Raw genomic sequence first — 21196 nt, 5'->3', positions numbered from 1 at the left:
CCAGCTACTCGCTGCCGTAGCGCCGCGTGCCATGTGGGATAACGACGTGCCGACGCTGTCCGAGTTCGCTCGTCGTGCTCAGCGCAATCCCAATGTGCTCTTCATCATCTATGACGACGCGAATGGTCAGCATCTGACCCGTTACCTCAATCGCGAAAATCCGCAGATCAAGGCGCTGTTAGCCAGGGGGCAGGGTGAACGGGCGCTGGACAAGGTGCTGAATGCAGCAGCCAGCGACCCTTCGGTCTACCTGGTGGATGCTCCCATCAGCCCCAATGGTGTGGAAATCGGCAAGGTGCGCATGGGTGTGTCCACCGCCTCGGTCGAGCAGCAGTTGAAGGCGCTGGACCAGCGTTTCGCCACCCTGATTGCCAGTGGTGGCGAGTTGGTGGGCGAGAGCCTCTCCGGCGCTGCCACCGAAAGTAGCGCGGCCCTGACTGCCCGCCTGCAGTCGGCTCGCGAGACGGCTGGCAACATGAGCGCTGGCACTCGTCAGGCTGTGGAGTCGGCGGCGGGTGAGTTGCGTTGGCGCATTGGCTTGGGGTTGGCGCTGGTCGGTCTTGGTGTGCTGCTGGTGCTGGCCGTGGTGCTGGGGCGCCGTGTGGTGGTTCGCCTGCGTCTGTTGATCGCTGCGCTGAACGACCTGGCCGCCGGCGAAGGTGACCTGACGCGCCGGGTTCAGTTGGACAGCCGTGATGAGGTGGGCGAAATGGCCGCTGCGGTGAACCGTTTCGTCGACAAGCTTCAGCCCATTGTTCGTGAGGCGGGCGATGTGGCGCAGCGCACGGGCGTGGAGATCAAGGCGCTATCGGAGCGTAGTCAGTCCGCCGAGGCTGCGGCCCAGCGCCAGCGTAGTGAGGTGGAAGGCAGTCTGAGTGTGCTGGCGGGCATGGTCTCTGAGGCTCAGGCCGAAAGTCATGCGATGCAGGATGCCCTGCGCCAGGTGGGCGAAATTCGCCAGGCTGCCCAGGATAATGCGGCTATTGCGCGCAAGGTCGGAGGTCTGATCGAGAACCTGGAAGCGCGGGTGCAAAGCGGGTCCGAGGTGATCGAGCGCCTGGCGCGGCAGAGCGAGCAGATTGAGATGGTGTTGTCGGTGATTCATGGTATCGCCGAGCAGACCAACCTGCTGGCGCTGAACGCGGCGATCGAGGCTGCGAGGGCGGGGGAAAGCGGGCGTGGATTTGCCGTGGTGGCAGACGAAGTAAGGGCGCTTGCGAGTAAGACCCAGCAGTCCACCGGCGATATCCAGGAGCACATCACTGCATTGCAGACCGGTGCGCGCGAAGCTGTGTCGGCTATCTCTCAGGCGCGTGAGCGTGCGGTGGAAGGGCTGGAGGCGCTGCGCGACAGCGAGCGTTTGCAGCAAAGCGTGCAGCAGGCTGTGGAGCAAGTGCATGGAGCGGTGCAGGCCGCCGCGCGTGCTGCGCAGCACCAGGCGGCGGGCGCCGATGGGGTGCGTGGTCGGGTGGACGTGATCCATTCCGAGGCCAGTCTGGCGGCTGAAGCGGTGGCGGCGACTGCCAGCAGTGGGCGTGTGCTCGCCGGTCTGGCCGATCAGCTCAAGGCCAGTCTGGGGCAGTTCAAGGCGTAGAGTGCTTTCAGGAGATGGGGCGGGGCGCAGGCTCGGCCCCTTGATCTGGACGCTATCGAGGTTTTCCGAACGTCAGACAGCACAAAGCCGAGCAGAGCTCGGCTTTGTTTAAGAGTGGTGCCCAGGAGAAGACTCGAACTTCCACGGTGTTGCCACCGCTAGGACCTGAACCTAGTGCGTCTACCAATTCCGCCACCTGGGCACATTGCGATGATTGCTCATCGACTTATACGGTGTTCATCGTTGAGCGACACGGAACCATACGATCCGTTAAACAAGAAACCGAGCTTTGCGGCTCGGCTTCAGAAGAGTGGTGCCCAGGAGAAGACTCGAACTTCCACGGTGTTGCCACCGCTAGGACCTGAACCTAGTGCGTCTACCAATTCCGCCACCTGGGCACTGGATGCGATGATTGCTCATCTGCTTCCTTCACAACGTCTCAGCGACGCTGTGGGCGCGAACTATACGAGCCGACTTTTGTGTTGTAAACCCCTGAGCGCGAAAAAAATTATTCTTCGGACTAAGCTGACCGACAATCGGAATTCGCGCTTCAATAAGAGACATGGCAAATCCCTCTATGGATAAAAAGGTGATCACCCCCTGATGGCCGATTGGCAGAACCTCGACCCCGAGGCCGCTCGCGAGGCGGAAAAATACGAGAACCCCATCCCCAGCCGCGAATTGATCCTGCAGCGCCTCGATGAGCGCGGTGCCCCCGCCAGCCGAGAGCAGCTGGTAGAAGAATTCGGCCTGACCACCGACGAGCAGCTGGAAGCCCTGCGCCGTCGACTCCGCGCCATGGAGCGCGATGGTCAGCTTATCTATACGCGCCGGGGCACTTATGCGCCGGTGGACAAGCTCGACCTCATCTGCGGTCGTATCAGTGGCCACCGCGACGGTTTCGGCTTCCTCATTCCCGATGACGGCAGTGACGACCTGTTCCTGAGTCCGGCACAGATGCGCCTGGTATTCGACGGCGACCGCGCGCTTGCAAGGGTTTCCGGCCTTGATCGACGCGGCCGCCGCGAGGGTGCGCTGGTGGAGATCATCGGGCGTGCCCATGAAACCCTGGTAGGCCGCTTCTTCGAGGAGAGCGGTATTGCCCGGGTCGTGGCGGACAACCCGAAGATTCAGCAGGAAGTGCTGGTGCCCGCCGGCAAGCAGGGCGCGGCCAAGCATGGCCAGTTTGTCCAGGTGAAGATCGAGCAGTGGCCGAGCAACTTCCGTCTCGCACAGGGTGAAGTGGTGGAAGTGCTGGGCGACTACATGGCGCCGGGCATGGAAATCGAAGTGGCCCTGCGCAGCTACGACATTCCCCATGAGTGGCCGGCCGCCGTGTTGAAGGAAGCCGCCAAGCTCAAGCCTGAGGTGGCAGAGAAGGACAAGGAAAAACGCATCGACCTGCGTGACCTGGCCCTGGTCACCATCGATGGCGAGGACGCTCGCGACTTCGATGACGCCGTCTATGCCGAAGCCCGCAAAGGCGGCGGCTGGCGTCTGATCGTCGCCATCGCCGATGTTTCCCACTATGTAAAAGTGGGTTCGGCGCTGGATGAAGAGGCGACCAATCGCGGCAACTCGGTGTACTTCCCGGAGAAGGTCATCCCGATGTTGCCGGAGGTGCTGTCCAATGGCCTCTGCTCGCTGAATCCGCTGGTGGATCGCCTGGCCATGGTCTGCGACATGACCCTATCCCGTGCCGGGAAACTTACCGGCTACGAGTTCTACGAGGCGGTCATCCATTCGCATGCGCGGCTCACCTACACCAAGGTCAGTCAGTTCCTGGAAACCCCGGACTCCACTGAGGCCAAGCTGTTCGCCGAGCAGTTGCCGCATCTGGTCACGCCCCTGCAGCAACTCTACAAGCTCTATAAGGTGCTGCTGGCGGCTCGCCAGGTCCGTGGCGCGATCGACTTCGAGACTCAGGAAACCCGCATCGTATTCGGCGCCGACCGCAAGATTTCCGAGATCCTGCCGACTCAGCGCAACGATGCTCACAAGCTGATTGAGGAGTGCATGCTCTGCGCCAACGTCGCGACTGCGCGTTTCCTCATGCAGCACGAAATTCCGGCGCTCTACCGCGTTCATGAGGGACCGCCGAGCGAGCGCCTCGATAAGCTGCGGCAGTTCCTTGCCGAGCTGGGCCTGACGCTCAATCGCGGCAAGAGTGAGCCGACTCCGAGCGATTACCAGGCCCTGCTGGAAAAGATCCGCGAGCGCCCTGACTATCATCTGATCCAGACCGTGATGCTGCGCTCCCTCAGCCAGGCGGTATACAGCCCGGACAACGAAGGGCACTTCGGCCTCAACTATGACGCCTACACTCACTTTACTTCGCCCATCCGGCGATATCCGGACCTGCTGGTCCACCGTGCCATCCGTGGACTGATCCGCTCCAGGCGAGAAAGCGCACATGTTCGTCGCGCCGGCGCCGCAGCCATGCCCAAGGCGCGCATCTACCCCTACGACGAAGTTCGCCTGGCGCAACTCGGCGAGCAGTGTTCGATGACTGAGCGCCGTGCCGACGAAGCCACGCGCGATGTCACCAACTGGCTGAAGTGCGAGTACATGCGTGACCGCGTGGGTGAGACCTTCCCCGGTGTGATCTCGGCGGTGACCGGCTTCGGCATCTTCGTCGAGCTGATCGACATCTATGTGGAAGGCCTGGTGCATGTCACGGCCTTGCCGGGCGACTACTACCACTTCGACCCGATCCACCATCGCCTGTCCGGCGAGCGCAGCGGTCGCAGCTTCCGCTTGGGCGACACGGTGGAAGTCGTGGTGGCGAGGGTCGATCTGGACGAGCGCAAGATCGATTTCGAGCTCTCCGACAACGTTCTCTCCGCGCCGGTCGGCCGCAAGAATCGTGGCGCTGACAAATCCGTCCCGGTCAAAGGCGGGGCCAAGGCTGCCGAGCCTAAGCTCGGCAGGGGCCGCAGTCGGGGCGCTAAGGGTGCTGCTCGTCATGCCCAGCAAGAGACTCCCCAGCAGGAACCGAGGGCAGCCGTGGCGCCGCGTCGCCAGCGCGCCGGCAAGGTCCAGGCACTGCCTGCCGTGCCGACGGAGATGCTCGCCCAGGCCGAGGAGATGCTCGGCAACACCGATGTGGGCAAGAGCAGGGCCATGAAGCAGGCCTTGCTCAGCGAGGCCCGCCAGGGCGCCAAGGCCAGCAAGGGCACGCGCCCGACGCAGAAGCCTCTGGACAAACCTGCCAAGAGTGAAGTGACCGCTGCAGCCAAGCCGCCAAAGAAGAAAGCCAAGGCGGCGAAGGCCAAGGCCGCCAGTAAGCCCTCGAAACACCGTAAGGGACCGCCGAAACCCAAGGCGCCCAGTAGCAAGGTCAAGAAATGAGTCAGTTGGAAAAGGTTTACGGCGTGCATGCCGTGGAAGCGCTGCTGCGTCATCACCCCAAACGCGTCAAGCATCTCTGGCTGGCGGAAAGTCGGCATGATCCGCGAGTCCAGGTCCTGCTCGACCTGGCCGGCCAACATCGCGTTGCGGTTGGCCACAAGGATCGCCACGAGCTGGACGAATGGGCAGAAGGCGTCCATCAGGGCGTGGTGGCCGAGGTCAGTCCCAGCCAGGTCTGGGGCGAAAACATGCTCGACGAGTTGCTCGAGCGCACTTCCGGCGCGCCCCTGCTGCTGGCCCTGGACGGCGTTACCGACCCGCACAACCTTGGAGCCTGTCTCCGCACTGCCGACGCGGCAGGCGTACTGGCGGTGATCGTACCCAAGGACAAGTCCGCCACCCTCAACGCCACAGTGCGCAAGGTCGCTTGCGGTGCAGCGGAGGTCATGCCGCTGGTGGCGGTGACCAACCTGTCACGCACTCTGGAGAAACTGCAGAAGAAGGGCCTCTGGGTGGTCGGCACTGCCGGCGAAGCGACTCAGGAAGTCTATGAGCAGGACATGACCGGGCCGACCGTGCTGGTCATGGGCGCGGAAGGGAAGGGCATGCGCCGCCTGACCCGCGAGCACTGCGATTACCTGGTCAAGCTGCCCATGGCCGGCAGCGTTAGCAGCCTCAACGTCTCGGTGGCCACCGGGGTCTGCCTCTTCGAAGCGGTGCGCCAGCGCCGCACCCGCACTTAGTGCGGGGTCGCCCCGGGGCAGTTTTTTCTGCTGCTCCGGGCTGTTCAAAGTTTCGCCAATTTACCTTGCGCGGCATTCGCCCCTTCTCTAGAATGTCGCCCCTTGCCGTGAGGGCAGGCTATTGCGCGCCCTCGGCTCGGCAAGCCAAAACGAGATATTCACTCCTTGCCTGACCACTAAGTTGGCAGGCTACAACCCGTAAGGAGCATTTATGCGTCATTACGAAATCATCTTCCTGGTTCACCCGGACCAGAGCGAGCAGGTTGGCGGCATGGTTGAGCGCTACACCAAGCTCATCGAAGAAGACGGTGGCAAGGTTCACCGCCTGGAAGACTGGGGCCGTCGTCAGTTGGCCTACGCCATCAACAACGTTCACAAGGCTCACTACGTGATGCTGAACGTTGAGTGCAGCGGCAAAGCCCTGGCCGAGCTGGAAGACAACTTCCGCTACAACGACGCCGTCCTCCGCAACCTGGTCATCCGCCGCGACGAAGCCATCACTGGTCAGTCCGAGATGCTCAAGGCCGAGGAAAACCGCAGCGAGCGCCGTGAGCGCCGTGAGCGCGTTGAGACTGACGCTGTCGCCGAAGGCGATGACAGCGACAACGCTGACGAGTAATCCACGGATCTATTGAGGAGCCAAGTTCATGGCACGTTTCTTCCGTCGTCGTAAGTTCTGCCGTTTCACCGCTGAAGGCGTGAAAGAGATCGACTTCAAGGATCTCAACACCCTGAAGGCCTACATCTCCGAAACCGGCAAGATCGTTCCTAGCCGTATCACCGGCACCAAAGCCAAGTATCAGCGTCAGCTGGCTACCGCTATCAAGCGCGCCCGCTACCTGGCCCTGCTGCCCTACACCGACAGCCACGGCCGTTGATCTCGGTCGGTCGACCTAGGTAAGGAATAGATCGCAATGCGCGCTCTGGCTGAGTTCATCATGCGCGGTCGCATGCAGGCCACCCTGGTGGTGGCGGGTGCTGCGGCCCTGCCCATGATGTTTTGGCTGAGCGCAGCCGCCGGCAGCCTGGTGTTGCTGCGGCGTGGTATGAGCGATGCTCTCGGCATTATTGCCTGGGCTCTACTGCCTGCCCTCGGCTGGTGGTACTTCGGCGAACCGCGCACCCTGATGGTGTTGCTCGGCGCGTTGGGGTTGGCCCTGGTACTGCGTTCCAGCGTGTCCTGGACGCGGGTGCTGATGATCAGCGTGGCGCTGGGTCTGCTGTACGGCCTGGTGCTGGGCGCGGTGTTCCGCGAGCCTATTACCGCCATGGCGGGTGAGCTGCAGAAGCTCATGCCGCAGGTGATGGGCAACGTCTATTCGCAGTTGGCGGAAGACGAGCGAGTGCGCCTGGGAGCCATGGTCGCGCCGGTCCTGACCGGCCTGATCGCGGCGCTGCTGCAACTGGTCAGCGTGCTGAGCCTGATGCTCGGTCGCTACTGGCAGGCAGCCCTGTACAACCCCGGTGGTTTCGGCGGCGAGTTCCGCGCCGTGAAACTGCCGGCGGCACTGGCCTTCGGCTTGCTGGCCGCCATGTTGCTGGGTCCGAACCTGGGCCTGGAGCTGGCGATGCTGACGCCGATCTGCAGCGTGCCGCTGGCTTTTGCCGGCCTTGCCCTGGTGCACGGCCTGGCGAAGCAGGGTGGACTGGCCGGTTTCTGGCTGGTGGGGCTTTACGTGTCGCTGCTGCTGTTCATGCAACTGATCTATCCAATACTGGTGGTTTTGGCCATCGTCGACAGTCTGATTGATTTTCGTGGTCGCAAGGCGCGCAAGAATGGCGCCGGCCCCGCGAACGGTGAAGGTTAAAAGTTAAGAGGTAAGACTCAAATGGAAGTCATCCTGCTCGAAAAAATCGCCAACCTGGGCAACCTGGGCGACAAGGTGAACGTAAAGTCCGGCTACGGCCGTAACTACCTGCTGCCGCAAGGCAAGGCCACCGCTGCTACCGCCGAGAACGTTGCTGCGTTCGAAGCTCGCCGCGCTGAGCTGGAAAAGCAGGCTGCTGACAAGAAGGCCACCGCCGAAGCTCGCGCTGCCCAGCTGTCCGAACTGGAAGTGACCATCACTGCCAGCGCTGGCGACGAAGGCAAGCTGTTCGGTTCCATCGGCACTCACGACATCGCTGACGCCCTGACCGCCGCTGGCGTTCCGGTTGCCAAGGCCGAAGTCCGCCTGCCGAACGGCACCATTCGCCAAGTTGGCGAGTACGACGTTGCTCTGCACCTGCACACCGACGTCGAAGCTGCGGTCAAGCTGATCGTGATCGCTGGCTAAGCAAGCCGTCGAAGTGGACTTGCACTCAGGTGCAGGGCCGCTAACATCGGGCACGTCATTGCGAAAGCGATGACGTGCCCGATGTCTTTCTACCCCAAGATTTTCCGAGCCCATGAACGATATCTCCGTCCCGGAACAGTTCGACCTGCAAACTTCCGCCCTGAAAGTGCCGCCGCACTCCATCGAGGCCGAGCAGGCCGTCCTCGGGGGCCTCATGCTGGACAACAATGCCTGGGAGCGCGTGCTCGACCAGGTGTCCGACGGCGACTTCTACCGCCACGATCATCGGCTGATCTTTCGCGCCATCTTCAAGCTGGCCGAGCGCAACATGCCGTTCGACGTGGTGACCTTGTCCGAGCAGTTGGACAAGGAAGGTCAACTGCCCCAGGTCGGCGGCCTGGCCTACCTCGGCGAACTGGCCAAGAACACGCCGTCCGTAGCCAACATCAAGGCCTATGCCCAGATCATTCGCGAGCGCGCCACACTGCGCCAGTTGATCGGCATCAGCACCGAGATCGCCGATAGCGCCTATGCCCCTCAGGGGCGCACCGGCGAAGAGATCCTCGACGAAGCCGAGCGACTGATCTTCCAGATCGCTGAAGCGCGCCCGAAGACCGGCGGCCCGGTGGGCATCAACGACATCCTGGTCAAGGCCATCGACCGCATCGACGAGCTGTTCAACAACGGCGATGCCATCACGGGCCTGTCCACCGGCTTCAACGACCTGGACAACCTGACCAGCGGCCTGCAGCCGGCCGACATGATCATCGTCGCCGGCCGGCCCTCCATGGGTAAGACGACCTTCGCCATGAATCTGGTGGAAAACGCCCTGATGCGCAGCGACAAGGCGATCCTGGTGTACTCCCTGGAGATGCCCTCCGAATCCATCGTGATTCGTATGCTCGCGTCCCTTGGCCGCATCGACCAGACCAAGGTTCGCGCTGGCCGCCTGGATGACGACGATTGGCCGCGCCTGACTTCCGCAGTCAACCTGCTCAATGACCGCAAGTTGTTCATCGACGACACCGCCGGCATCTCGCCCTCCGAGATGCGTGCCCGTACCCGCCGCCTGGCGCGCGAGCACGGCGAGATTGGCCTGATCATGGTCGACTACCTGCAGCTCATGCAGATTCCCGGTTCCAGTGGCGATAGCCGGGTGAACGAGATCTCCGAGATTTCGCGCTCGCTCAAGGCCCTGGCCAAGGAGTTCAACTGCCCGGTGATCGCCTTGTCTCAGTTGAACCGGGGACTCGAACAGCGCCCGAATAAACGCCCGATCAACTCCGACCTGCGTGAATCCGGGGCAATCGAGCAGGACGCCGACATCATCCTGTTCGTGTACCGCGACGAGGTTTACCACCCCGAGACTGAATTCAAGGGCGTCGCCGAGATCATCATCGGCAAGCAGCGTAACGGTCCCTTGGGTACCGCGCGGCTGGCATTCCTGGGCAAGTACTCGCGCTTCGAGAACCTGGCACCTGGTGCCTACAACTTCGAAGACGAATAAGTCGTGGATCAATGAGCGCGGGCGTCCAGGCGGTATGATGGGCGCCCGTTTTCGTTCATGAGCCTGTCTCAATGCGCCCGCTGATTGCTGCCGTCGACCTCTCCGCCATTCGCCACAACTACACCCTGGCTAAGCGCTGCGCACCTGGCCGGCAGGCCTTCGCGGTGGTCAAGGCGAATGCCTACGGCCATGGTGTGCGTGAGGTCGTCAGCAGTCTGCACGGTGAGGCCGATGGATTTGCCGTGGCGTGCCTGGAAGAGGCTGCCGAAGTCCGCGCCCTGGACGACGAAGCGCGAATCCTCCTGCTGGAAGGCTGCTTCGAACCGTCCGAGTACCAACTGGCCTCCCAGCTCGGCCTGGACCTGGTCGTGCAAGGGTCGGAGCAGGCTGAAGCGCTACTCGCGTCCGAGCTGCCGAGGCCGCTGAACGTTTGGCTCAAGCTCGATTCCGGCATGCACCGCCTCGGCTTCGCCGCAGACGAGCTGCGCCGCTGGCATGGCCGCCTGCGGGGCGCTACCCAGGTGACCGAACTCAACCTGATCAGCCACTTCGCCTGCGCTGACCTGCGTGGTCACAGCCTTAACGAGGTGCAGCTGGACAGCTTCCTCGACCTGCTGAGCCTGGATTTCGACCAGCGCAGTCTGGCCAACTCGGCGGCAATCCTGACCCTCCCCGCCGCGCATATGGACTGGCTGCGTCCCGGCATCATGCTTTACGGCGCCTCGCCGTTTGCCGATCTCAGCGCTGCAGACCTTGGCCTGAAACCGGCCATGAGCCTCAGCGCCCAGCTGATCGCCGTACGCGAAATCGCGGCGGGGGAAACGGTGGGTTATGGCGCTACCTGGGAAGCGGCTCGGCCGTCGCGCATTGGCACCGTCAGCTGCGGCTATGCCGATGGCTATCCGCGTCATGCGCCCAATGGCACTCCGGTCGTGGTCAATGGTCGTCGTGTGCCTCTGGCAGGACGTGTATCCATGGACATGCTGGCGGTGGATCTCAGCGACATGCAGGAGGCCCGTGTCGGTGATCCGGTGGAGCTTTGGGGTGCTCAGTTGCCCGTGGATGAACTGGCCCAGGCCTGCGGCACCATCGGCTATGAGCTACTGACCAGGGTCACTGCGCGCGTGCCACGCCGCTATCTGGCCTGATTCGGCCTGCGTGAACGCCTTGCCGCTCGGGTGGTTCGAGCGGTGGGAGCGAATGTGCGGCGACGCGGTCTCTACAGCAACCCGCTGCGAATCTTCAGCACATCCAGTTGCAGACTGGCCTCGCTGGACAGCTCGCCATCTTCGCCAAATACCGCCAAGCCCGAGCGGCCGCGGGCCTTGACCTTGTAGAGGGCTTGGTCGGCGGTCTGGTAGAGCCCGGAGAAATGCCGGGCATGCTGCGGGTAGAGGGCGACGCCGATGCTGATACTCACTGACAGCTTCTCTGCGCCGTAGCACATGGGGGCCGCCAGTTCCTCCAGCAGACGATGGGCCACATCGACGGCCTCAGCTTGGGCGTCCGGCCCGCCGATCAGCACGGCGAACTCGTCACCGCCCAAGCGCGCTACGGCATCGCCCCCGCGCACCTGTTCGCGCAGGCGTCGACCGATGGTTCGAAGCATTTCATCGCCCGCGTCGTGGCCGAAGCGGTCGTTGATCGGCTTGAAATGGTCGAGGTCGATGAGCATCAGCGCCAGCGGCTCGTCGTGACGCTTGGCGTTGGCCAGGGCCGACTCAGTGCGCTCGATCAGATAGCGGCGGTTCGGCAGCTCGGTCAAGGAGTCGTGGAAGGCGGCGTGTTCCAGCGCCCGCTCGCGCTCGCTGAGGCGCTGGTTGGCCGCGGCTAACTCGGCTGTGCGCGTGGTGACAGCAGTCTGTAGTTCGTCGGCACTGGCCTGCATCTGCGCCAGGCGGGCGGCCTTCTCTCGGTCGGCCTGCTCCAGGGCGGCCGCGCGTTCCTGCTTGAGCATCTGGATACGGTAGGCCAGGGCGAAGGAGAACAGGATCGACTCCGCGGCGACGGCAACGGGGAACATATAGGCGGTGAAGTTGATCGGCTGGATCAGGCCGGCTGCACGCATCACCAGTACAGCGGTACTCATCAGCACGGTGCCATAGCCGATCAGGTAGAAGCGCGCCGGAATGAAGCCCTGGCGCCAACGGATCACTGCGCTGACCAAGGCGGTGGGTACGGTGACAATGGGTGTGATGGCGATCAGTATCGCGCCCTCGGCCCGGTAGCCGAAGACGTTGATCACGATGGCGATGGCATAGAGCACGCAGGCCACATTGAACAGGCGATCGGCCCAAGGCAGCCCTCGGCGCGTGTAGAGCAGTTCCTGGGTGAAACGCATCACGAAGATGCCCCAGAGCGAGGGGAGGGTGATGCGGTCCAGCCAGACGGGTACCGGCGCATCCGGCCAAAAATACTGGAAGCCGTGTCCGGTCATGCTGAGGATGAAAATCAGCGCCGACGCGGTGGCCAGCACGTACCAGAGGTAGGCGGTGTCGCGCAGCGCCGCGAGGATGAACAGGTTGTACAGGAGGAGCGCCAGGATCACTCCGTAAACCAGGCCGAAACCCAGGTTTTCGGTGGACTTCAGCTCCTTCAGATCATCCAGCTGCCACACTTTCAGCGGGAAGGAGTTGCCCGCCGGGTCGTAGCTGCGCAAGTACAGGGTCAGGGGCTGGGCGTCGATTTCCGGCAGCTTGAACAGCATGCGCCTGTAGGAATAGTCGCGGGTTTCCGCGAAGGGCAGGACCTCACTGGTCTCCTTGCGACTCCAGCCACCTTGGCCATCCGGCAGGAACAGGCTGACCCGATACACCGTGATGCCGGAATTCTCCAGCCACCATTGCTGCGGCGCGTCGCTGCTGCGGCTGAGTCGCACCCTTACCCACCAGACACTGCGGCTCTGGCCGACGGTCGCGCGGCCGTTTGCCGGGGTGAAGCGCTGCTGCACCTCGGGGGCGGCCATGTCCTGGATGTCCAGCGTGCCATCCGGGTCTTCCAGCAGGTCAATCGCCCCATTGAGCGTCGCACCACTGCTCTGCGGCGTGAGTTCGAAGGCCGCCTGGGCTGGCAATGTCAGGCCCAACCAGCAAAGGAGCAGGAGGAGGGTCAGGATCGGACGTGGCACCGCACATGCTCCTTGTAAGTTTTTTCCACTGCGGCTTGGCGGCATCTATGTCGGCCGAAGTATAGCGATCTGGAGAATTTGTGATCACTGTGTACGCCATTTCCTACAGAGTTGCATTCAGGCCTTGAGGAAACCTAGCGGCGGCGTCGGATTTGCTCAAATTTTGTGCTATATTCCGCGCCCCGTGAAAAAGCCCGCTGGTCAAAAAATATGCAAGCTGCGAAGCCGCTGTTCGACTATCCGAAGTACTGGGCCGAGTGTTTCGGTCCCGCGCCCTTCCTGCCGATGAGCCGGGAAGAGATGGATCAGCTCGGCTGGGACTCCTGCGACATCATCATCGTGACCGGCGACGCCTACGTCGACCACCCGTCTTTCGGCATGGCCATCATTGGTCGCCTGCTGGAAGCCCAGGGCTTTCGCGTGGGCATCATCGCCCAGCCGGACTGGCGCTCGAAGGACGACTTCATGAAGCTCGGTGAGCCGAATCTGTTCTTCGGCGTGGCAGCGGGCAATATGGACTCCATGATCAACCGCTACACCGCGGACAAGAAGATTCGGTCCGACGACGCCTACACCCCTGGCGGACTCGCCGGCAAACGCCCGGACCGCGCCAGCCTGGTGTACAGCCAGCGCTGCAAGGAAGCCTACACCCACGTGCCGGTGATCCTTGGCGGCATCGAGGCCTCCTTGCGCCGCATCGCCCACTACGACTACTGGCAGGACAAAGTGCGCCGCTCCATCCTGATGGACGCCACGGCTGACATCCTGCTCTACGGCAACGCCGAGCGCGCTGTGGTGGAGATTGCCCAGCGCCTGTCCTACGGCCAGAAGATCGAAGACATCACCGACGTGCGTGGCACTGCGTTCATCCGTCGTGACACCCCCGCGGACTGGTTCGAGATCGATTCCACCCGCATCGACCGACCGGGCAAGATCGACAAGATCATCAACCCCTACGTCAACACCCAGGACACCGCTGCCTGCGCCATCGAGCAGGAAAAAGGCCCGGTAGACGACCCGCAGGAAGCCAAGGTGGTGCAGCTGCTGCCCAACCCGCATCTGACCCGCGACAAGACCGTCATTCGCCTGCCGTCCTTCGAGAAAGTGCGCAACGATCCGGTGCTCTACGCCCACGCCAACCGCGTGCTGCACCTGGAGACCAACCCCGGCAACGCGCGCGCCCTGGTGCAGCGCCACGGTGAGGTGGACGTCTGGTTCAACGCGCCGCCGATCCCGATGAGCACCGAAGAAATGGACTACGTCTTCGGCATGCCCTATGCGCGTGTCCCGCACCCCGCGTACGGCAAGGAGAAGATCCCGGCCTACGAGATGATCCGCTTCTCGGTGAACATCATGCGCGGCTGCTTCGGCGGCTGTACCTTCTGCTCCATCACTGAGCACGAAGGCCGCATCATCCAGAACCGCTCGGAAGAGTCGATCATCCGCGAGATCGAGGAAATCCGTGACAAGGTGCCCGGCTTCACCGGCGTCATTTCCGACCTGGGCGGCCCTACCGCCAACATGTACCGGATCGCGTGCAAGAGCCCGGAGATCGAGAAGCACTGCCGCAAGCCGTCGTGCGTCTGGCCGGGTATCTGCGAGAACCTCAATACCGACCACTCGGCGCTGATCCAGCTGTATCGCTCGGCCCGCGCGCTGCCTGGCGTGAAGAAGATCCTCATCGCCTCCGGCCTGCGCTACGACCTGGCCGTGGAGTCCCCCGAGTACGTCAAGGAGCTGGTGACCCACCACGTCGGCGGCTACCTGAAGATCGCCCCGGAACACACCGAGGAAGGTCCGCTGGGCAAGATGATGAAGCCCGGCATTGGTTCCTATGACCGCTTCAAGCAAATGTTCGAGAAATACTCGAAGGAAGCGGGCAAGGAGCAGTACCTGATCCCCTACTTCATCGCCGCGCACCCCGGCACCACGGACGAGGACATGATGAACCTCGCCCTCTGGCTCAAGCGCAACGGCTTCCGCGCCGACCAGGTGCAGGCCTTCTACCCGTCGCCCATGGCCAGTGCCACCGCCATGTATCACTCGGGCAAGAACCCCCTGCGCAAGGTCACCTACAAGAGCGAAGGCGTGAAAATCGTCAAGAGCGAGGAGCAGCGCCGCCTGCACAAGGCCTTCCTGCGCTACCACGACCCGAAGGGCTGGCCGATGCTGCGCGAAGCGCTGGAGCGTATGGGCCGTGGTGACCTGATCGGCAACGGCAAACACCAACTGATTCCGGCCTACCAGCCAGCCACCGACGAGTACCACAGCGCCCGTCGCAAGAACTCCACCCCAGCCGGTAGCAAGAAGGTCGGCAAGGTGCTTACCCAGCACACCGGCCTGCCGCCCCGCGCCAGCGATGGCAGCAAGCCCTGGGACAAGCGCGAGCAGGCCAAGGCCGCGGCCTTCGCCCGCAAGCAGGCGGAGAACAAGGCCGCTGCGTCCGAGAAGGGCGGTGGCAAGAAAAAGCCGGCCAAGCGGCCAGTAGCGCCTCGCTGATCAAAACGCCAGCCTTCGGGCTGGCGTTCTGTATGTGCGCGTAGCACTGACTTTTCTTACCAGTTCATCGGAAACTTCTTACCAGGAGAGTAATTGGCACTATAGTGCCAATATTCATAAGAAGAGTCCGGTGCCTGCCCATGCGTTCGATTTCCCTCCTGGCCCTTGCGCTCCTGATTGCCGGTTGCAGTGATCAGGGCGAAGCCCCTGTCGCCCATGCCGATTTCCAGAAAGACCTCCAGGCCCGCCTGATCAAGGCCAAGCCCGGCACCGTCATCGAGATTCCCGCTGGCACTTGGCAACTGGATCGCGGCCTCAGCCTCAAAGTCAGCGGCGTGACCCTCAAGGGTGCCGGCATGGACAAGACCATCCTCAATTTCAAGGGCCAGAAGGCCGGCGCCGAAGGGCTGCTGGTGGACGCCTCGGACTTCACCATCGAAGACCTCGCCCTGGAAGACAGCAAGGGCGACGCCCTCAAGGTGGTGGGTGGCAAGAATATCGTCATCCGCAACGTGCGCACCGAATGGACCAACGGCCCGGCCACCGAAAACGGCGCCTACGGCATCTACCCGGTGCAGACCGAGAACACCCTGATCGAAGGCGCAGTGGCCATCGGCGCGTCCGATGCCGGCATCTACGTCGGCCAGTCGCGTAACGTGGTGGTGCGCAACAGCCGCGCCGAGCGCAACGTCGCCGGCATCGAGATCGAGAACACCATCGGCGCCGACGTCTACGACAACGTCGCCACCGGCAACACCGGCGGTATCCTGGTGTTCAACATGCCCAACCTGCAGCAGCCCGGGCACGGCACCCGCATCTATCGCAACCGGGTCGAGGGCAACAACCACGAAAACTTCGGCCACAAGGGCACTCCGGTGGCCAGCGTGCCGGCCGGTTCCGGCGTGGTGATCAACTCCAACGACGATGTGGAAATCTTCGACAACGACATCGGCCACCACCGCACCGCCAATGTCATCGTCAGCAGCTACTTCAGCACCGGCTACAGTGACCTCTCCACCCGCGAGGACTTCGACCCCTACCCAGAGCGTATCGCCATCCATGGCAATCGCTTCGGCCCCGCTGGCGACAGCCCCGACCACCTCGAACTGAAAGCCCTCAAACTCGCCAAGTTCGGCCTCAATGGTCGCTTGCCGGACATTCTCTGGGACGGCTACGTGAACCCCGCGAAACTGGTGAGCGGCAAGCTGCCCGCGGAACTGGGCATCTGCGTCGACAACGGTGCGGCCACCCTAGTCAACGTCGACGGCCCGAATAATTTCAAGAACATCAGCACTGACATGGGCGCCCACCGCTGCAAATTGCCGCCGCTGCCCGAAGTGGTGCTGGCCAGCGCGCTGGAGAACAAGGGCTCATGAGGCGCGCGCTCGGCCTGATGCTGGTGCTGCTGGCCGGCTGCGACCAGCAACCTGATCCGCTCTACCTGCCTGAAGGTGAGGCCTACCCGGAAAAACTCAGTGGCTGGGGGATGGTGCAGCGCGCCAACGGCCATCTGCAGCCGGCTGCCGAGGCCCTGGCCTATGACCTCAACACGCCGCTGTTCAGCGACTACACCCACAAGCTGCGCACCGTCTGGCTGCCGCCGGGCCAGGCCGCCCGCTATGGCGCGGAGCGCTTCGATTTCCCGGTCGGCACCGTGCTCACCAAGACCTTCTATTACCCGAAGGATGGCCGGGGGCGCCTGCTGAAAACCGCACGCGATGAGCGCGACCCGGCCCAGGGGCTGGCGCTGGCGAAGGTGAAACTGATGGAAACCCGCGTGCTGCTGCGTCAGCAGCAGGGCTGGGTGGCGTTGCCCTATGTGTGGGACGACGCACAGCAGGACGCGACCCTGGAGTGGGCGGGCGCCAGCGCAGCGCTGGAACTGCACGGCGAGCATGGGGGCACGCTGGCGGTGGATTACCAGGTGCCCGACGCCAACCAGTGTGCCGGCTGCCACGAAGAGCGCCACGGCGAAGGCATTCAGCCCCTAGGCCCCAAGGCACGTCACCTGAACCGTGACCTGGCGTATCTGGAGGGTGTGGAAAACCAGCTGCAACGCTGGCAGCGCCATGGATTGCTGCAGGGGCTGCCGGCGCACGAGAACATCCCGCGCAATACGCAGACCAGTGCGCCGCGCCCGGGGGAAAGCCTGGAGCAGCAGGCGCGCAGCTACCTCGACATCAACTGCGCCCATTGCCACAACCCCAAGGGGCCGGCGCGCACTTCGGGGCTCTACCTCGACCCTGCGACTCCACTGGGCATTCCCTACGGACTGTGCAAGCAGCCGGTGGCAGCGGGCAAAGGCTCCGGGAATCGTCTGGTGGACATTCACCCCGGCCAGCCAGAAGCCTCGGTGCTGATTTATCGAGTCGAGAGCACCGACCCCAGCGTGATGATGCCCGAGCTTGGCCGCTCCACCGCTCACCGCGAAGGGCTGGAGCTGTTGACGCGGTGGATCGCCGGGTTGTCAGGAGGGTGTTGAGCCGCTACAGAAGTCGTCGTGTTCGGTAGACGCTTATACCCAATCAGCCTAACCAGCCTTTCGCGAATTCCCTTCTTCTTCATCTTCGGCCGCTAGGCTTGAACCTCACCCGTCGTCCGACCGCGAACCATTTTTGTGCGGCCGGTGCATTCGGGTGCAAAGGCGGCCCTTTTCCGGTGCTCGGAGGGGCCGAAATCCACGGTTCGAGGGCTGGCACAAGTCTTGCGCGACTCCCAGCATCGCCCAGGCTCGCAGGAGGCACGCCGTGTCGATCCATGTCGCACTGCATCACGTCACCCACTATCGCTACGATCGTGAGGTCAACCTCGGTCCGCAGATCATCCGTCTGCGGCCGGCACCCCACAGCCGCACGCGCATCCTCGGCTATTCGCTGAAGGTGGCGCCGGGCAAGCACTTCATCAACTGGCAGCAAGACCCCCAGGGCAACTACCTGGCGCGTCTGGTGTTTCCGGAAAAGACCCGCGAGTTGACGGTGGAAGTGGACCTGGTTGCCGAAATGGCCGTGTTCAACCCCTTCGACTTCTTCCTCGAGCCTTATGCCGAGCAGATCCCCTTCAGCTACACCACCGATGACCAGCGCGAACTCGCGCCCTATCTGAGTCGCCTGCCGGCCACGCCGTTGTTCGCCGACTACCTCACGCGCATCGACCTCACACCCAAGGGCAGCGTGGATTTTCTGGTGGCGATCAACCAGCAGCTGTCGCGGGATATTCGCTACCTGATCCGGATGGAACCCGGTGTGCAGAGCCCGGAAGAGAGCTTGAAGAATGCGTCCGGTTCCTGCCGCGATTCAGCCTGGCTGCTGGTGCAGATCCTGCGGCATCTGGGCCTGGCGGCGCGCTTTGTCTCCGGTTACCTGATCCAGCTCACCGCCGACCAGAAGTCCCTCGATGGCCCGAGTGGCACTGAGGTGGACTTCACCGATCTGCACGCCTGGTGTGAGGTCTATCTGCCGGGTGCCGGTTGGGTCGGCCTGGACCCGACCTCCGGCCTGTTCGCCGGAGAGGGGCACATTCCGCTCGCCTGCAGCCCGGAGCCATCCTCGGCGGCGCCCATCAGCGGCGCGGTGGATGAAAGCGAGTGCGAGTTCTCCCACGACATGCGCGTCGAGCGGGTCTGGGAAGCGCCGCGTGTGACCAAGCCCTACAGCGATGAACAGTGGCAGGCCATTCGCGAACTGGGGGCACGTATCGATGCCGACCTCGCGGCGGGCGACGTACGCCTGACCATGGGCGGCGAACCCACCTTCATCGCCATCGACTACCCCGACGACCCGGAGTGGAACACCGCTGCCCTGGGCCCGAACAAACGGCGCCTGGCCGCCGACTTGTTCCACCGCTTGCGCGGGCACTATGCGGCCCAGGGCCTGGTGCACTTCGGTCAGGGCAAGTGGTACCCCGGCGAGCAGCTACCACGTTGGTCGTTGAACTGCTTCTGGCGCAAGGACGGGGAGCCCATCTGGCAGGACTCGGCCCTGTATGCCGACGAAAGCCGTAGCTACGGTGCCGACACCCGTCTCGCAGCGCGCTTCCTCAGTCGCGTAGCCAACCGCCTCGGCGTATCGGGCGAGCATCAGTTTCCGGCATTCGAGGACTGGCTCTACTACCTTTGGCGCGAGCGCACGCTGCCCAGCAACGTCACGCCGGAAGATGCCCGCCTGGCCGACCCGCTGGAGCGCGAGCGCCTGCGCCGGGTATTCGAACGCGGCCTGGGCGAGGAGGTTGGCCAGGTGCTGCCGCTGGGACGCAACGCGGTCGGGGACGCCTGGGAAAGCGGCCGCTGGTACCTGCGCGATGAGCATTGCCGGTTGATCCCCGGCGACTCACCCCTGGGCTACCGCCTGCCGCTGGATTCCCAGCCCTGGGTCAACGAGGCCGACTACCCCTACGTGAACCCGGCCGACCCCAGCCAGGCCTTCCCGCCGCTGCGCCGTTCGGCGCTGATCCGTGAGCAACTGCGTGATGGCGCGCCGGGGGCTCAGGGTGATTTCCGCGAGCCCGTCCGTCACCAGTCCGCAGTCGGCATTACGCGCACCGCACTCTGTGCCGAACCCCGCGAGGGGCGGCTCTACCTGTTCATGCCGCCCCTGGGCGAGCTGGAGGCCTATCTGGAGCTGGTGGCGGCCATTGAAGCCACGGCCGGCGATCTGGGCTGCCCGGTGCTGTTGGAAGGCTACGAGCCGCCCAGCGACCCGCGCCTGACCAACTTCCGTGTCACCCCCGACCCCGGTGTGATCGAGGTGAACATCCATCCTTCGGCCAACTGGGACGAACTGGTGGAGCGCACCGAATTCCTCTACGAGGCGGCGCGGCAGTGCCGGCTGTCCAGCGAGAAGTTCATGGTCGACGGCCGTCACGTCGGTACCGGCGGCGGCAATCACTTCGTCCTGGGAGGCGCCACCCCGGCAGATTCGCCCTTCCTGCGCCGACCGGACCTGCTGCGCAGCCTGATCAGCTACTGGCACAACCATCCGTCGCTGTCCTACCTGTTCTCCGGCCTGTTCATCGGCCCCACCTCCCAGGCACCACGGGTGGACGAGGCGCGCAACGACGCACTCTACGAACTGGAAATCGCCTTCAGGCAGATGCCCGAACCCGGCACCGACTGCCCGCCCTGGCTGGTGGACCGGCTGTTGCGCAACCTGCTGGTGGATGTCACCGGCAACACACACCGCGCCGAGTTCTGCATCGACAAGCTTTACTCGCCGGACAGCAGCAGCGGTCGTCTCGGCCTGCTGGAGCTGCGTGCCTTCGAGATGCCGCCCCATGCACGCATGAGCCTGGCCCAGCAACTGCTGCTGCGGGGGATGGTGGCGCGTTTCTGGGACGAACCCTATGTGCCACCGAAACTGGTGCGCTGGGGGACTGAGCTGCACGATCGCTTCCTGCTGCCGCACTTCGTCCAGCAGGACCTCGAGGACGTGGTCCACGAGTTCAACGCCGCGGGTTATCCCCTGCGCGCTGAATGGTTCGCACCGCACTTCGAGTTCCGCTTCCCTAAATACGGCGATTTCCAGGTCAAGGGTATCGACCTGGAGCTGCGCCAGGCCCTGGAGCCCTGGCATGTGCTGGGAGAAGAGGGCGCCAGTGGCGGTGCCGTGCGCTATGTGGATTCCTCGCTGGAACGGGTGCAGGTGAAGGTCACCGGCATGGCGCCGGACCGTTATGTGCTCACCTGCAATGGCGAGCCGGTACCGTTGCGGCCCACCGGGCGAGGCGGCGAGTTCGTCGCCGGTGTGCGCTACCGCGCCTGGCAGCCGGCTTCCTGCCTGCAGCCCACCATCGGCGTTCACGCGCCCCTGGTGTTCGACCTGGTGGACACCTGGATGCAGCGCTCCCTGGGGGGCTGCCAGTACCACGTCGCTCATCCCGGTGGGCGCAGCTACGACAGCTTCCCGGTGAACGCCTACGAGGCGGAAAGCCGGCGATTGGCGCGCTTCTTCCGCCATGGGCACACACCGGGCAAACTGCAGGTCACTCCACCGCGAGCCGACGACGAACTGCCCATGACCCTGGACCTGCGTCGCCGCTAAGCGGCGCGCGTGGCTCCCCGGGCGCCCGGGTTGGGGGCCGGGGGGGGGCGGGGGCGGGAATTTT

At 63.7% G+C, this 21196-nt stretch carries 14 protein-coding genes, 2 tRNA genes and 1 pseudogene; 14 read left to right on the top strand and 3 right to left on the bottom strand.

The features are described 5' to 3' along the window. Positions 1-31: 31 nt before the first annotated feature. Positions 32-736, top strand: a pseudogene (locus AAHM40_RS27185) (HAMP domain-containing protein); the annotation flags it as partial. Next, entirely contained in the window at positions 710-1594 is an 885-nt protein-coding gene (locus tag AAHM40_RS27180; RefSeq protein ID WP_446731537.1) for a methyl-accepting chemotaxis protein, read from the top strand. The pseudogene AAHM40_RS27185 and the gene AAHM40_RS27180, both read left to right, overlap by 27 nt. Positions 1595-1709: 115 nt before the next feature. Here AAHM40_RS27180 and AAHM40_RS04500 read toward each other — a convergent pair. Continuing rightward, positions 1710-1796: transfer RNA gene (locus AAHM40_RS04500), tRNA-Leu, on the bottom strand. A gap of 109 nt (positions 1797-1905) precedes the next feature. Beyond that, a tRNA-Leu gene (locus AAHM40_RS04495) sits at positions 1906-1992 on the bottom strand. A gap of 205 nt (positions 1993-2197) precedes the next feature. On the opposite strand from AAHM40_RS04495, the gene rnr reads away from it, so the two are divergent. From rnr to alr, 8 genes are all read left to right on the top strand, one after another. Continuing rightward, on the top strand, positions 2198-4945 hold the full coding sequence (gene rnr, locus AAHM40_RS04490) for a ribonuclease R (protein WP_342243590.1): 2748 nt from the start codon (positions 2198-2200) through the stop codon (positions 4943-4945). Beyond that, a complete protein-coding gene (gene rlmB / locus AAHM40_RS04485) occupies positions 4942-5688 on the top strand; it encodes a 23S rRNA (guanosine(2251)-2'-O)-methyltransferase RlmB (protein ID WP_342243589.1) in 747 nt (248 codons plus the stop codon). The genes rnr and rlmB overlap by 4 nt, the downstream gene beginning before the upstream one ends. Before the next feature lie 211 nt (positions 5689-5899). Further along, positions 5900-6307 carry a 30S ribosomal protein S6 gene (rpsF, locus tag AAHM40_RS04480; protein ID WP_028630660.1) on the top strand — a complete coding sequence of 136 codons (408 nt, stop codon included), beginning with the start codon at positions 5900-5902 and terminating at the stop codon, positions 6305-6307. A 28-nt stretch (positions 6308-6335) separates the two neighbouring features. Then, positions 6336-6566: a 30S ribosomal protein S18 gene (gene rpsR, locus AAHM40_RS04475; protein ID WP_003452992.1), complete on the top strand. Its 231-nt coding sequence runs from the start codon at positions 6336-6338 to the stop codon at positions 6564-6566. A gap of 36 nt (positions 6567-6602) precedes the next feature. Further along, positions 6603-7496: a hypothetical protein gene (locus tag AAHM40_RS04470; protein WP_342243588.1), complete on the top strand. Its 894-nt coding sequence runs from the start codon at positions 6603-6605 to the stop codon at positions 7494-7496. Positions 7497-7517: 21 nt separating this feature from the next. Continuing rightward, positions 7518-7964 carry a 50S ribosomal protein L9 gene (gene rplI, locus AAHM40_RS04465; protein ID WP_342243587.1) on the top strand — a complete coding sequence of 149 codons (447 nt, stop codon included), beginning with the start codon at positions 7518-7520 and terminating at the stop codon, positions 7962-7964. Positions 7965-8076: 112 nt separating this feature from the next. After that, the gene (dnaB, locus tag AAHM40_RS04460; protein ID WP_028630663.1) at positions 8077-9471 is read left to right on the top strand and encodes a replicative DNA helicase; all 1395 of its coding nucleotides are present in this window, start codon (positions 8077-8079) and stop codon (positions 9469-9471) included. Between the two features lie 71 nt (positions 9472-9542). Next, on the top strand, positions 9543-10619 hold the full coding sequence (alr, locus tag AAHM40_RS04455) for an alanine racemase (protein WP_342243586.1): 1077 nt from the start codon (positions 9543-9545) through the stop codon (positions 10617-10619). A gap of 71 nt (positions 10620-10690) precedes the next feature. Here alr and AAHM40_RS04450 read toward each other — a convergent pair whose 3' ends face one another. After that, positions 10691-12643: a diguanylate cyclase gene (locus tag AAHM40_RS04450; RefSeq protein ID WP_342243585.1), complete on the bottom strand. Its 1953-nt coding sequence runs from the start codon at positions 12641-12643 to the stop codon at positions 10691-10693. A gap of 165 nt (positions 12644-12808) precedes the next feature. On the opposite strand from AAHM40_RS04450, the gene AAHM40_RS04445 reads away from it, so the two are divergent. The 4 genes from AAHM40_RS04445 to AAHM40_RS04430 all read left to right on the top strand — a co-directional run bounded on the left by AAHM40_RS04445 (position 12809) and on the right by AAHM40_RS04430 (position 21132). Further along, positions 12809-15097, top strand: a complete 2289-nt coding sequence (locus tag AAHM40_RS04445; RefSeq protein ID WP_342243584.1) for a YgiQ family radical SAM protein — start codon at positions 12809-12811, stop codon at positions 15095-15097. A gap of 140 nt (positions 15098-15237) precedes the next feature. Continuing rightward, positions 15238-16473 (top strand): parallel beta-helix domain-containing protein, encoded by a 1236-nt coding sequence (locus AAHM40_RS04440; protein WP_342243583.1) that lies wholly within the window; start codon positions 15238-15240, stop codon positions 16471-16473. Then, positions 16470-17579: an SO2930 family diheme c-type cytochrome gene (locus AAHM40_RS04435; protein ID WP_342243582.1), complete on the top strand. Its 1110-nt coding sequence runs from the start codon at positions 16470-16472 to the stop codon at positions 17577-17579. Before AAHM40_RS04440 ends, AAHM40_RS04435 begins: the two co-directional genes overlap by 4 nt. Positions 17580-17844: 265 nt before the next feature. Further along, entirely contained in the window at positions 17845-21132 is a 3288-nt protein-coding gene (locus AAHM40_RS04430; RefSeq protein WP_342243581.1) for a transglutaminase family protein, read from the top strand. Positions 21133-21196 lie beyond the last annotated feature (64 nt).

This window comes from Pseudomonas sp. OTU5201, from assembly GCF_038440135.1.
Lineage (GTDB): Bacteria > Pseudomonadota > Gammaproteobacteria > Pseudomonadales > Pseudomonadaceae > Metapseudomonas > Metapseudomonas resinovorans.
Note: the sequence above shows the minus strand (reverse complement) of the source record. Positions and strands in the feature narration are given on the sequence as shown.